This window comes from Flavobacterium anhuiense, assembly GCF_004151235.1.
Lineage (GTDB): Bacteria > Bacteroidota > Bacteroidia > Flavobacteriales > Flavobacteriaceae > Flavobacterium > Flavobacterium anhuiense_A.
In genome coordinates this window covers 141,501-154,191 of sequence record NZ_JUIV01000002.1, presented here as the reverse complement: position 1 = coordinate 154,191, position 12,691 = coordinate 141,501, and the positions used below count along the sequence as shown (strand labels likewise).

At 35.5% G+C, this 12,691-nt stretch carries 10 protein-coding genes and 1 tRNA gene; 1 reads left to right on the top strand and 10 read right to left on the bottom strand.

The features are described from left to right. Nucleotides 1–503: 503 nt before the first annotated feature. The 4 genes from NU08_RS03505 to NU08_RS03490 form a co-directional block, all read right to left on the bottom strand. Nucleotides 504–1,115 carry a superoxide dismutase gene (locus NU08_RS03505; RefSeq protein ID WP_129745880.1) on the bottom strand — a complete coding sequence of 204 codons (612 nt, stop codon included), beginning with the start codon at nt 1,113–1,115 and terminating at the stop codon, nt 504–506. A gap of 139 nt (nt 1,116–1,254) precedes the next feature. Beyond that, nucleotides 1,255–1,884, bottom strand: coding sequence for an aminoacyl-tRNA hydrolase (pth, locus tag NU08_RS03500; protein ID WP_129745879.1), 630 nt, complete (start codon nt 1,882–1,884; stop codon nt 1,255–1,257). A 533-nt stretch (nt 1,885–2,417) separates the two neighbouring features. Next, a complete protein-coding gene (locus tag NU08_RS03495) occupies nt 2,418–3,029 on the bottom strand; it encodes a 50S ribosomal protein L25/general stress protein Ctc (RefSeq protein ID WP_111368498.1) in 612 nt (203 codons plus the stop codon). A gap of 75 nt (nt 3,030–3,104) precedes the next feature. After that, nucleotides 3,105–4,046 carry a ribose-phosphate pyrophosphokinase gene (locus NU08_RS03490; RefSeq protein ID WP_008465976.1) on the bottom strand — a complete coding sequence of 314 codons (942 nt, stop codon included), beginning with the start codon at nt 4,044–4,046 and terminating at the stop codon, nt 3,105–3,107. A gap of 288 nt (nt 4,047–4,334) precedes the next feature. On the opposite strand from NU08_RS03490, the gene NU08_RS03485 reads away from it, so the two are divergent. Then, nucleotides 4,335–4,414, top strand: a tRNA-Leu gene (locus NU08_RS03485). 129 nt (nt 4,415–4,543) lie between these two features. Here NU08_RS03485 and NU08_RS03480 read toward each other — a convergent pair. The 6 genes from NU08_RS03480 to NU08_RS03455 all read right to left on the bottom strand — a co-directional run bounded on the left by NU08_RS03480 (nt 4,544) and on the right by NU08_RS03455 (nt 12,345). Further along, nucleotides 4,544–4,999 (bottom strand): OsmC family protein, encoded by a 456-nt coding sequence (locus tag NU08_RS03480; protein ID WP_129745878.1) that lies wholly within the window; start codon nt 4,997–4,999, stop codon nt 4,544–4,546. 263 nt (nt 5,000–5,262) lie between these two features. Beyond that, complete coding sequence (locus tag NU08_RS03475; protein WP_129745877.1) at nt 5,263–6,447, bottom strand: aldose epimerase family protein; 1,185 nt, start codon at nt 6,445–6,447, stop codon at nt 5,263–5,265. Between the two features lie 108 nt (nt 6,448–6,555). After that, on the bottom strand, nt 6,556–8,064 hold the full coding sequence (gene araA, locus NU08_RS03470) for an L-arabinose isomerase (protein WP_129745876.1): 1,509 nt from the start codon (nt 8,062–8,064) through the stop codon (nt 6,556–6,558). An 84-nt stretch (nt 8,065–8,148) separates the two neighbouring features. Further along, on the bottom strand, nt 8,149–8,850 hold the full coding sequence (locus tag NU08_RS03465) for an L-ribulose-5-phosphate 4-epimerase (protein WP_008465939.1): 702 nt from the start codon (nt 8,848–8,850) through the stop codon (nt 8,149–8,151). Next, entirely contained in the window at nt 8,834–10,525 is a 1,692-nt protein-coding gene (locus NU08_RS03460) for a ribulokinase (RefSeq protein ID WP_129745875.1), read from the bottom strand. Before NU08_RS03460 ends, NU08_RS03465 begins: the two co-directional genes overlap by 17 nt. Nucleotides 10,526–10,800: 275 nt before the next feature. Further along, nucleotides 10,801–12,345: an alpha-N-arabinofuranosidase gene (locus tag NU08_RS03455; RefSeq protein WP_129745874.1), complete on the bottom strand. Its 1,545-nt coding sequence runs from the start codon at nt 12,343–12,345 to the stop codon at nt 10,801–10,803. Nucleotides 12,346–12,691 lie beyond the last annotated feature (346 nt).

Below are 12,691 nucleotides of genomic sequence, written 5' to 3'. Positions count from 1 at the left end.
TTCCACCTTTTTTATTGAAATAAACTCAAACTATTTATAAACAGCCAATTATATCTCTTCATCGGATATACTTACCTTTCATCTAAAATTTTTCCGTTACAAAAATAACTGCCATACATTTACTGAACCATAACATTAGTAGGTTAGTTTATGGTAGATTTGGGGCAAAAAAGGCGGAGTAACTTCCGCCTTTTTTATGTAATATTGTAATTTACTGTAAAACAATTAGTTAACTGTATTTTATCGAATATAATTGCTTTTCATCTGAAATTTTTCCTTTATAAAAATTCCTGCCATAAATTTACTGGACCATAACATTAGTAGGTTAGTTTATGGTAGATTTGGGGCAAAAAAGGTGGAAGAAATTCCGCCTTTTTTATTTTCTTTTTTTTAGAACATAGAATATAGAGCATAGAATACAGAATAAAGACCAAAAATTGAGCACAAAAAAAAAGACGAACATTTGGTGCTCGTCTTTTTTCTGTATTCTATGCTCTATTTTCTTATTTCTCTAAAGCAAATCTTCTAGCAACTTCTGTCCAGTTGATTACATTGAAGAAAGCTTCAATATAATCTGGTCTTCTATTTTGGTAGTTTAAGTAGTAAGCGTGCTCCCAAACATCCATTCCTAAGATTGGAGTTCCACCGTTACCAGCAACTTCTGGCATTAATGGATTATCTTGATTTGGAGTACCTACAACTTCTAATTTTCCACCTTTTTGAACTGTTAGCCAAGCCCATCCAGAACCGAATTGTGTTGCTCCAGCTTTAGCAAATTTTGCTTTAAATTCTTCAAATGATCCAAAAGAAGACTCAATTGCAGCTAATAAATCGCCTGTTGGCAAACCTCCTCCGTTTGGAGACATTACAGTCCAGAATAAATTGTGGTTGTAGAAACCTCCACCATTGTTACGAACTGCAGCGTTAGATTTGTCTAAGTTGATTAGAATATTTTCGATAGTTTTTCCCTCTAAATCTGTTCCAGCAATAGCTGCGTTAAGATTTGTAGTATATGCGTTGTGGTGCTTTGTATGATGGATTTCCATTGTACGTGCATCAATATGTGGTTCTAATGCATCGTATGCATAAGGTAATTGTGGTAATTCAAAAGCCATGGTATTAGGATTTTTATGGTTTATAATAATTTATTCCAAATTTAGACATTTAACTTTGGAATTGAAAATACTATTTCGTTATAATTGAATTAAATTCACTGATAATTTACATTTTTAGAATATAAACACCTGAAAATCTTTATTTTCCATTAAATGTAGTCATTGTATTTTCTAAACCAGCAGTTCCGAAAGTTTTTATAATTTCAGCAGAAGTTTCTAAACGCTCTGGCAATTTTGCTTCTTCTTCGGCATTCCATTCTCCTAAAACATAATCTACCTGCTGTCCTTTTTTAAATTGGTCACTGATACCAAATCTATAGCGGGTATAGTTTTGCGTATTAAGAACTAAATTGATATTTTTAAGTCCGTTGTGGCCGCCATCGCTTCCTTTTGGTTTGATGCGGATTGTGCCAAATGAAAGGTTTAAATCGTCTGTAATAACCAGAATGTTCTCTAACGGAATATTTTCCTTATCCATCCAGTATTTTACTGCTTTACCACTAAGATTCATGTAAGTGTTTGGCTTTAAAAGAAAAAAAGTTCTTCCTTTAAATTTATATTCAGCCAATGCGCCCAATTTTACGGTTTCGAATGAAAGCGCTTCTTTTTTAGCGAAAAAATCAAGCACTTTAAATCCGATATTGTGTCTGGTGTTTACGTATTCAGCTCCGATATTTCCTAATCCTACGATTAAATATTTCTTCATATTGTCTTGTTTGTTCTCTTCTTTTGATGTTGATGAAAACATTTTTGTTATCCATTTTATCATGGTTGCAAAAGTAAGATTAATTAGAGAATGCGGCAATTGGATAATTAGATAATTACTTATTGGTCGAGATTTAACCGCAAAGTTCGCGAAGGTTTTGCGCAAAGGTCGCTAAGAAAATTGAAGCATCCCCTATTAACTGAAGTTTTAAAAGAGTTCGAAAAGGCACCATTGAAAGAAGACTTGTTAAAATCTTATGAAAAAGATATTTTCTCGCTAGCCCTGACAGAAGCGGCATCCTTTTTCCTGCTCCTTTAGCAGGGAAAAGATATAGCGGATGGCAGGAATGTCACGTCTTCTGAAAACGAGGGATTTCTGCTTCTAAAAAAACAATTAGAAAATTAGAGAATGTGGTAATTAGATAATTGCTTTTAAAAGGCTTCGACTCCGCTCAGCCTGACAAATATTAAGCGTGTCAGGCTGAGCGGAGTCGAAGCCCTTCCGCAGTAAAAAACTTAGAACCTTAGCATCTCAGAACCTCAAAAAAAAGCCCCAATCGAAAGATTGAGGCTTTTTGTATTGAGTTTTGAAAAAAATTATTTTTTCTTTCCTTTTGCAGGAGCTTTTGCAGCTTTTGCAGCCTCTTGAGCAGCTTTCATAGCAGCACGAGAGATTCTCACTTGACAAACTACAGTGTTGTCTGGGTGCATAATTTTGTACTCTGGTTTTCCAACTTTAGTAACGTATAATTTGTTACCCATTTCAAGTGGAGTGATGTCAGCTTCAACGAAATCAGGAAGATTTGCTGGTAAAGCTTTAACTTTTAATTTACGTTGGTTTAAACGTAAAACACCTCCCGCAAGAACACCTTTAGATGTACCAACGATTTTCACAGGAACTTCCATTGTGATTTCTTTATCATCAAATAATTGGAAGAAGTCAATGTGTAAAATTTTGTCAGATACTGGGTGAACTTGGATATCTTGCAAAATTGCATTGAATGATTTTCCTTTTCCAAGTTCGATCACAACTGTGTGAGCGTTTGGAGTGTAAACCAAGTTTTTGAATGCAGTAACGTCTGCTGAGAAATGTACTGCTTGGTTTCCTCCGTATAAAACGCAAGGTACCTGTCCAGCATTACGTAAGGCTTTAGTTGACACTTTGCCCACGCTTTCTCTTTCTGATCCTTTAATTGTAATCGATTTCATTGTAAAAAAAATATAGTTATTAATATAAATATTCTAATTTTTGATGTAGTGAGATTGCTTCGTTCCTCGCAATGACTACATTATAAATTTTCCACTGATGGAATTGTTGTGGTGAACCATTTGCATTACCTCAGCAAATAGAGGCGCGCAACTTACCACTTTTATTTTCTTTGATTCTCTCTTTAACGGAATAGAATCGGTTACGATTAATTCTGTTAGTTTTGAGTTTTCAATTTTCTCGTACGCACCGCCTGATAAAATAGCATGTGTACAAATTGCTCTTACGCTTAGCGCTCCTTTTTCGATCATTAGGTCTGCCGCTTTCGCTAAAGTTCCTCCTGTATCGATCATGTCGTCTACTAAGATTACGTTACGTCCTTTTACTTCACCAATTAGCTCCATAGTATCGATAACGTTGGCTGCTTTTCTTTGTTTGTAACAGATCACTACATCTGATTCTAAAAACTTAGAGTAAGCATATGCTCTTTTTGAACCTCCCATATCTGGAGATGCAATTGTTAGATTTTCTAAATTTAAACTTTCTACGTATGGTAAAAAGATTGTAGATGCAAATAAATGATCTACCGGTTTTTCGAAGAATCCTTGAATCTGGTCTGCGTGCAAATCCATTGTCATGATTCTTGTTGCTCCTGCAGCTGTCAGTAGGTTCGCTACTAATTTAGCTCCAATTGGAACTCTTGGTTTGTCTTTTCTGTCTTGTCTTGCCCAACCAAAATAAGGCATAACAGCTGTAATATGTCTTGCTGATGCGCGTTTTGCCGCATCAATCATTAACAACAATTCCATCAGATTATCTGCACTTGGGAAAGTTGAACACACGATAAATACTCGTAAACCTCTAATTGATTCTTCGTAAGACGGCTGAAATTCTCCGTCACTATACGTTGACATCGTTACTTTTCCTAACGGAATCCCGTAATCTTTTGCAATTTTTTCTGCAAGATAAACACTTTGTGAACAAGCAAAAATTTTAGCTTCTGGTTCTAGGTGCGACATTGTAATTTGTTGTTTTATTCCGCTACTTTCACACTATTCGACTTTATTTTTTAAACAAAGAGGAATGCGCATAAATGTCTCGAATGTAGTTAGTTGTGTGTGCTTCGTTTTAACGAGGTGCAAATTTATAAAATTTATTGGACACTGAAAGCAAAAAATTAAGTATTTTTAGTAGTTCGTTTAAAATTATTTTTTACATTTGCACCGTGTTAAAGGAATGACGCCATTTATGACTTCATTCTATTGCGTTAAAATAACTGATTTATCATTTATTTTTTCGTCTGCTACGCCCGGATGGCGGAATTGGTAGACGCGCTGGTCTCAAACACCTGTGGGAAACCGTGCCGGTTCGACTCCGGCTCCGGGTACATAAAAACCTCTTCTTAACGGAAGAGGTTTTTTTTATCTCTTTTTTTAACCATATTAAGATATATAAGTAAATATAACTTTGCGTATAATTCAGTTTTTACTGAATGAACTTATATCACTTATATGTTTCAAACCTCACAACTCGCCTCATGCAAAACAGGAAAATTGCATGAATTAGCAATAAAACACAATTGATTCGCTTTCTTATGCAACTCCAAAGCCAATTCAATTTGGTCTGGATTTGAGATTTTTACTTTTGGAAATAATCTTACTTCAATAAAACGTCCGCTTCCGTCTGGATTTACTTCTAAAGTTGCTTCGGCATTGTCTGAATATTCAAGAACTTCTATTCCGTTTTGCGAGCAGACATATAAATATGACATCATATGGCAGGAAACTAAACTGCTCAACAATAAATCTTCGGGATTGTATAATTCTGGATCGCCTTTAAATGCTTTTGCTGCTGAAACATCTAAAACTGGTTTTCCTTCAATTTGAATTTTATGGGTTTTACTATAGTTTTTTGAGGATGCCTCTTCTTTTTTTGAAGTCCAGTTTAACTGCGCTTTGAATAGATGTTTCATTTTGTCTTCTTTAACATAGCAAAGTTACTATTAAATACAGTTAAGGCTTTAAGTTTAAACACTATATTGTCATTTCGACGAAGGAGAAATCTTCGTGAGAAATTCCACACTGCAATTCCAATCTTTGTAGAGCTACTTGCGAAGATTTCTCCTTCGTCGAAATGACAAAAATGAATGAATTCTTTGTGTCAACAAAAAAACCTCGAAAGCAATTACTTTCGAGGTTTTTAGAAAATTACTAAATTAATAAACAGATTCTAAAACTATTTTTTAACTGAAAACTTAAAAGTAGTTTTCGTTTTATAATTTTCTCCCGGGTTTAAAACCGTTGTTGGGAAGTTTTTCTGGTTTGGAGAATCTGGATAATGTTCTGTTTCTAGACATAATCCTGTTCTGTGTGCAAAAGTTCCTCCGTTTGGCATTGGCAACGTTCCGTCAAGGAAGTTTCCAGAATAGAACTGAATTCCAGGTTCGTCTGTTGTCATTTCCATAACTCGTCCGCTTGCGGCGTGATACACTTTTGCAATGATTGTTTTTCCTTTTTCAGGATTGTTCAATACCCAGCAGTGATCATAACCTTTTCCTTTTTCTAACTGGTCATTTTTAGCATTAATGTCTTTTCCAATTAATTTTGGAGTTCTAAAATCGAAAGGAGTGCCCGCAACATCTTCTAATTTTCCTGTCGGAATTAAATCTGCATCAACTGGGACTAATTTATCTGCATTTAAAGTCAATTCGTGATCTAAAATGGTTTTGGTGAAATCTCCTGATAGGTTGAAATACGAATGCTGTGTTAAGTTTACAACTGTTTTCTTATCAGTTGTTGCTTCGTATAAAACTTCTAATTGATTATCATTTGTCAAGGTATAAGTCACAAAAACTTTCAGATTTCCTGGATAACCTTCTTCCATATCTTTGCTTACATAAGACAATTTTAAAGAAGCTGTTTCGCCAGATTTAACCTCATCTGCTTTCCAAACTACATTGAAGAATCCTTGCGGACCACCGTGCAAAGCATTTGGCGCATTGTTAATTGCTAACTGATATTCTTTTCCATCTAATGAAAATTTACCTTTTGCAATTCTGTTTCCGAATCTTCCGATCAAAGCTCCAAAAAACGGATTTTCTTTTTCATATTGTGCCAAAGAACTAAATCCGATTACAACATTTTCTGAAACGCCAGCTTTATTTGGCACTTTCAAATCGGTAATTCTTCCTCCAAAAGTGATGATATCAACCTCCATCCCATTTTGGTTTTTCAGTTTATAGCTCTCAACTTTTTCGCCTTTAGCTGTTGTTCCGTATTCTGATTTTTCAATTGTAACTTCTCCTTTTTTATCTGAAGAAACTGTAGTGTTATCCATTTTTTTATCGCTTTTGCATTGAACTGTAACTATAGCAATACCTAGCATGCTTAGTATAAAAAGGGAACGTTTTAATACATTCATAAATGATAGTTTTTTAAGTTAGTAAAGTCTTAAAGCCGAAAGTCTTAAAGTCAATTCCTCAAAGTAACTAAATCTTTAAGACTTTATGACATTAGACTTTTGACTAATTTAAAGGCCGTGTTGAAACAAATGGTAATATGCTTCGTTGGCATTAATTTTATCTTTAAACTCTCTTACAGTAGTTTTTTCATCAATAACCAATAATTCTATTCCCGCAATATCCGCGAAATCTTCCATGTATTCAGTTGTGATTGACTGGCTATAAACGGTATGATGCGCTCCACCAGCTAAAATCCAAGCTGTTGCTGCAACTTCAAGATTTGGTTTACAATCCCAAAGAACACGTGCAACAGGTAATTTTGGTAATTCAGCCATTGGCTTAACTGCTTCAACTTCGTTTACAATTAAGCGGAAACGAGTTCCCATATCAACCAAAGAAACGTTGATGGCATCACCAGCAGGAGAATTGAACACCAAGCGAGCTGGATCTTCTTTTCCGCCAATTCCTAAAGGATGCACTTCGCAAGAAGGTTTTCCATCAGCAATAGATGGACAGATTTCTAACATGTGAGATCCTAAAACATACGATTTTTGTGGTGTGAAGTGGTAAGTGTAATCTTCCATGAAAGAAGTTCCGCCATCAAGACCAACACACATCACTTTTAAAGCCCTAACCATTGCTGCCGTTTTCCAATCTCCTTCTCCACCAAAACCATAACCATCGGCCATTAATCTCTGTGTTGCAATTCCTGGCAATTGTTTCCAAGCACCAAGATTTTCGAATGTATCTGTGAAAGCTCCAAAACCTCCTTCTTCAAGGAAAGCTCTTAATCCTAATTCAATTTTTGCCGCTTCAACCAAAGAACTTCTTTGTGCTCCGCCTTCTTTTAATGAATCAGTTAAGTTATATGATTGCTCGTAAACAGCTAATAAATCGTTTAATTCTTTATCTGTTACTTTTTCGATATGTTTAGTAACATCTGAAGAATCATATCCGTTTACAGACATTCCGAAACGAATTTGAGCTTCAACTTTATCACCTTCTGTAACGGCAACTTCGCGCATATTATCTCCAATACGAGCTACTTTTAAGTTTTGAAGTTCATCCCATCCAAGGACAACTCTTGACCAGATTCCTAACTGTTTTTGAACTCTTTGATCTTCCCAATGTCCAACTACTACTTTACGTTTTTTACGTAATCTTGACATAATAAAACCGAATTCACGATCTCCGTGGGCCGATTGGTTCAAGTTCATGAAATCCATGTCGATAGATCCCCACGGAATTTCAGCATTATATTGTGTATGCAAGTGGCATAATGGCTTTTTCAAAATGTTCAAACCGCCAATCCACATTTTTGCTGGAGAGAAAGTGTGCATCCAAGCAATAATTCCGATACAGTTTTTAGCTGAGTTTGCAGCCAAACACACATCTAAAATTTGTGAAGGCGATTTCACCACATCTTTATAAACCACTTTTACCGGAATTGAAGACGAAGCATCTAATCCTTTTGCAATAATCTGCGAATGTTCCGCTACTTTTCTAAGCGTTTCTTCACCATATAATTCTTGGCTTCCTACTACAAACCATACTTCTTTTTGAGATATATCTATCATGCTGTTTAATCTTTTATTTGTTGAATTGTTTAATCGTTTGCAGGTTCTAAAATCTAAAATCTGCATTCTAAAATCTAAAATTATTTATTGTCCGTAATACGAATCTTTTCCGTGTTTACGATTGTAATGTTTCTTTATTAATGAATCTTTTAATCTTGGTGCGTTTGGGTTGATTTGTAAAGTCAGGTAGGCCATTTCTGCTACAACTTCCAAAACTTTACTGTTGTAAACCGCTTTTGCCGCGTTTTTTCCCCAAGCAAACGGACCATGATTTCCAATTAGAATCATTTCAACTTCTTCGTATGAAAGATTTTTTTCTTTGAAACAATCCAGAATCTGAATTCCGGTATTATGCTCGTAGTTTCCTTCAATTAGAGAATCTGCCATTGGCGGTGCACATGGAATATCAGCCGTTAAATGATCGGCATGAGTTGTTCCGAAAATCGGAATATCCAATTGAGATTGCGCCCAAGCCACAGAATAGGTTGCGTGAGTATGCGCAACTCCGCCAATATTTGGCCAATGTTTGTATAAATAAGCATGCGTTTTTGTGTCAGACGACGGACGCAAATTTCCTTCGATAACATTATTATCAAAATCGACAATTACAATATCTTCAGGTTTTAAATCTTCGTAAGGAACCCCGCTTGGCTTAATGGCAAAAACACCATTTTTTCTGTCGACAGCGCTTACGTTTCCAAAAGTGTATACCACCAAATTCAATGCATTTAACTGCATATTGGCTTCGTAGCATTCTTGTTTTAAATCTTTATAAAGAGAACTCATTTTGAGAAATTTTAATAGTTGGATCTGCAAAAGCACTTAGTTTTTCGTACCCTAAAAGCAGTTTATGATACGCTTCCACTTTATCAGTCTGAGGAAAATATTCTCCATCAAAATCACTTCCGATTTTTTGGCTTGCTTCGATTACGTTTGGATAAATTCCGGCTGCAACGGCTGCGTAAATTGCCGCTCCTAAAGCTGGAGTTTGATCTGAAGCTGCAATTTTAATTGGCTTGTTTAAAACGTTAGCCAAAGTCTGCATAATGAAAGGAGATTTACGAGCAACGCCTCCAATTCCGATAACGCTGTCAATTTTTACACCTTCTTCTTCAAAACGGTCTACGATTTTCTTCGCTCCAAAACAGATTGCGTTTACTAAAGCTTTGAAAATATGTGGCGCTTTTGTTCCTAAAGAAAGATTTGAAATGGCGCTTTTTAATTCTTGATTTGCATCTGGAGTCCTTCTTCCGTTGATCCAGTCTAAAGCAATTGGAAGACTTTCAGAAACAGGAATTTTCTCTGCTTCTTTTGTTAATTCCACAATTAATTTATCGCTGAATTCTTCTCTTAATTGTTCTTTTTGAGCCTCATTTAAAACAGATGAAGAACTTAATAAATGTTCTGTCGGCCACATTAATAATTCTTTGTACCAAGCCAATAAATCACCAAAAGCAGATTGTCCTGCTTCTAAACCAATAAAGCCCGGAATAACAGAACCGTCAACTTGTCCGCAAATTCCGCGAACGGTTTTTGTTCCTACTTCATCATAAGAACCAACTAGGATATCGCAAGTTGAAGTTCCCATAACGCGAACTAAAGTATTTTCTTCGATTTTAGCTCCAACAGCTCCAGAATGCGCATCGAAAGTTCCAACAGCAACAACTGTTTCTGTTGAAAGCCCTAAACGGTCTGCCCATTCTTTGCTTAGTGTTCCAGCAACTAAATCTGATGTATAAGTTTCATCATATAAATTACCTCGAAGCTGTGCTAAATATGGATGTAATTTTTCCAAAAATTCAACTGGCGGCAATCCGTTCCAGTCAGTGTGCCACATTGCTTTGTGTCCTGCTGCGCAACGGCTTCTTTTTAAGGTTTTTAAATCTTTGTCTTCAATTAATAAATAGGTCATTAAATCGCAGTGCTCCATCCAAGTGTGTGCTGCATTTCTAACCGCTTCGTCTTGTCTTGCAATATGAAGGATTTTTGCCCAAAACCATTCTGATGAATAAATTCCTCCCACATATTTCGTAACATCTTCTCCGCCCCAGCTTACTGCCAGTTCGTTAATTTCGTTTGCTTCATTTATAGAAGTATGATCTTTCCATAACACCATCATCGCGTTTGGGTTTTCTTCAAAACCTTTTGTCAGGGCTAATGGCGTTCCGTCTTTTGTAACTGGAACAGGAGAAGATCCTGTTGTATCAATACAGATTCCGCGAATCAATGACGGATCGACTTTGCTTTCTTTTACAACATTCTGAATTGTAATTTCCAATCCTTCAATATGATCTAAAGGATGCTGGCGAAATTGGTTTATAGAGGCGTCACAATATTGCTTGTTTTTCCATCTTTTGTAATGAGAAACATTCGATGCCAGCTCCTGCCCATCCTCAGTATCAATTAGCACCGCGCGAACAGAATCTGTTCCGTAGTCCAATCCTATTACATAATTTTTCATTCGTATTTTATTTTAAAATATTGACAAATATAGACATAAATATTTTATAAGTGTACAAAAAACACTTAATCGAAAGTGCATAATTAATTTTTGCTATAAATGCATTAAAACAGCACTTTAGCACTAAATCAGAAAATAAATATCAATGACACATTTATAATATTGCGATTATTTCATCCTTAAACAAAAGTCAATTATTTTAAAAATTGCATTTTGTTTGCTTAACCTGTAAAATCCGCTCTTTTTGCAGAACGGATTTTAAGATTTTTCATCAATTACTTTCCTTCTAAAACCAATACAGAGTAAGGAGGCAATGTTATTTCAAGTTTCCCTTTTTTATTTTCAAAACCTTTAAAAGCAACTGGAACAATTTTATTTGGATTTTCGAAAGAATTATAATCCTGAAGTTTTGAAGCAGTGATTACACTTCCTGAAAAAACTTTTACACCTAGATCTTTTACATCAATTTCTATTTTGTTTTTATTTACTGGGTCAATATTTACCAGCGAAATATGAACAGAACCGCTCTGGTCTTTTGAAGCTGAAGCTGAAACCGCTGGAATACTTTGTCCATCAAAAACATAAGAAGGCGATTTAAAATCTATTGACAATAATTTGGCATCCTGATGCACGCTGTACATTTTCATCACATGATAGGTCGGCGTCGTGATCATTTTTGCTTTGTCTGTTAAGATTACCGCTTGGAGCACATTAACACATTGGGCTAAGTTTGCCATACGAACACGATCTGCGTGATTATTGAAAATATTTAATGTTGCTCCAGCCAAGACAGCGTCTCTCATGGTATTTTGCTGATATAAAAATCCTGGGTTTGTTCCTTTTTGAACATCGTACCAGCCGCCCCATTCGTCAACAATCATGGCTACTTTTTTCTCTGGATCGTATTTATCCATAACAGCAGCATGTTTTGTCACTAATTCTTCCATTTTTAAAGCCGACTGCATGGTTAAGAAATACTCTTTTTCGGTAAAATCAACATCAGCACCTTTTTTGGCCCAATCAATTACAGCATAATGGTGAACACCAACACCGCCAAGCATATTTAAAGGAATGTTCTTCATTAAAACTTCTGTCCAATTATAATCGGAACTGTTTGCCCCTGATGCGATTCTTGTAATTCCTCCTGTATTGCCCCAATCAGACATAAAAGTGGCAAACTTTTTATATTCGTTTGCATAATAATCTGCGGTCATATTTCCTCCGCAGCCCCAAGCTTCATTACCAATTCCCCAGTATTTTACTTTCCATGGCTCGGTTCTTCCGTTTTTCTTGCGAAGATCACTCATTGGGCTTTTTCCTCCGAAATTGGTGTATTGCACCCAGTCTGCTAATTCCTGAACTGTTCCGCTTCCGACATTTCCAGATAAATACGGTTCTGCTCCAAGCAGTTCACACATATTTAAAAAGTCATGAGTCCCGAAACTATTATCTTCCGTTACACCTCCCCACCATTGGTTTACTATTGTTGGGCGCTGTTCCTTCGGACCTATTCCATCTTTCCAGTGGTATGTATCGGCAAAACATCCGCCCGGCCATCGTAGATTTGGAATTTTTAAATCTTTTAATGCTTTTACAATATCATTTCGAACTCCATTGGTATTTGGAATTTTTGAAGTATCTCCAACAAAAAAACCGCCGTAAATACAGCGTCCTAAATGTTCGGCAAAATGGCCGTATATATTTCTATTAATGGTTGGCGCCGAAGCATCATTTTTTATTGAAACAATTGTGGGCTCTTTTTGTGCAGATACGGTTTGAATGCAGAATACAGCAAACAATATCAGTAATAGTTTTTTCATGTCTTTTGTGGTTTTTTTGATGTTTAGAATAGAGAATGTCTCTTGTTTCTAATGTTTTTGGTTTTTAATAATAAGTGTTTGTTTAACATTTGTAAATTTAAATAAAAAAAAGCCACATAAAAAAATAAAAATATCAAAACAACGGGTTGCAAAAAATGGATTTCGCAATTAGATCTTAAAAATCAGTGTAAAAAAGGGTTTTATTAGTATATATAAATTAAAAAAACAAAAAAAATCGACAAAAAACTTTTGAACGGTGGCATTTGTAACAAAATTTGAAGAAATTTAATTTTAAAACACGAAATAATAATACTGAGATTAACTCTCTTTTAAAAATGTTTCTACC

Coding starts and splice junctions, on each gene's coding strand:
- NU08_RS03465 (WP_008465939.1), bottom strand. CDS start 8,850: ATGAGTTCTCTTTATAAAGATTTAAAACAAGAATGCTACGAAGCCAAT.
- NU08_RS03460 (WP_129745875.1), bottom strand. CDS start 10,525: ATGAAAAATTATGTAATAGGATTGGACTACGGAACAGATTCTGTTCGC.
- NU08_RS03455 (WP_129745874.1), bottom strand. CDS start 12,345: ATGAAAAAACTATTACTGATATTGTTTGCTGTATTCTGCATTCAAACC.
- NU08_RS03480 (WP_129745878.1), bottom strand. CDS start 4,999: ATGAAACATCTATTCAAAGCGCAGTTAAACTGGACTTCAAAAAAAGAA.
- NU08_RS03475 (WP_129745877.1), bottom strand. CDS start 6,447: ATGAATGTATTAAAACGTTCCCTTTTTATACTAAGCATGCTAGGTATT.
- araA (WP_129745876.1), bottom strand. CDS start 8,064: ATGATAGATATATCTCAAAAAGAAGTATGGTTTGTAGTAGGAAGCCAA.
- NU08_RS03495 (WP_111368498.1), bottom strand. CDS start 3,029: ATGAAATCGATTACAATTAAAGGATCAGAAAGAGAAAGCGTGGGCAAA.
- NU08_RS03505 (WP_129745880.1), bottom strand. CDS start 1,115: ATGGCTTTTGAATTACCACAATTACCTTATGCATACGATGCATTAGAA.
- NU08_RS03490 (WP_008465976.1), bottom strand. CDS start 4,046: ATGTCGCACCTAGAACCAGAAGCTAAAATTTTTGCTTGTTCACAAAGT.
- pth (WP_129745879.1), bottom strand. CDS start 1,884: ATGATAAAATGGATAACAAAAATGTTTTCATCAACATCAAAAGAAGAG.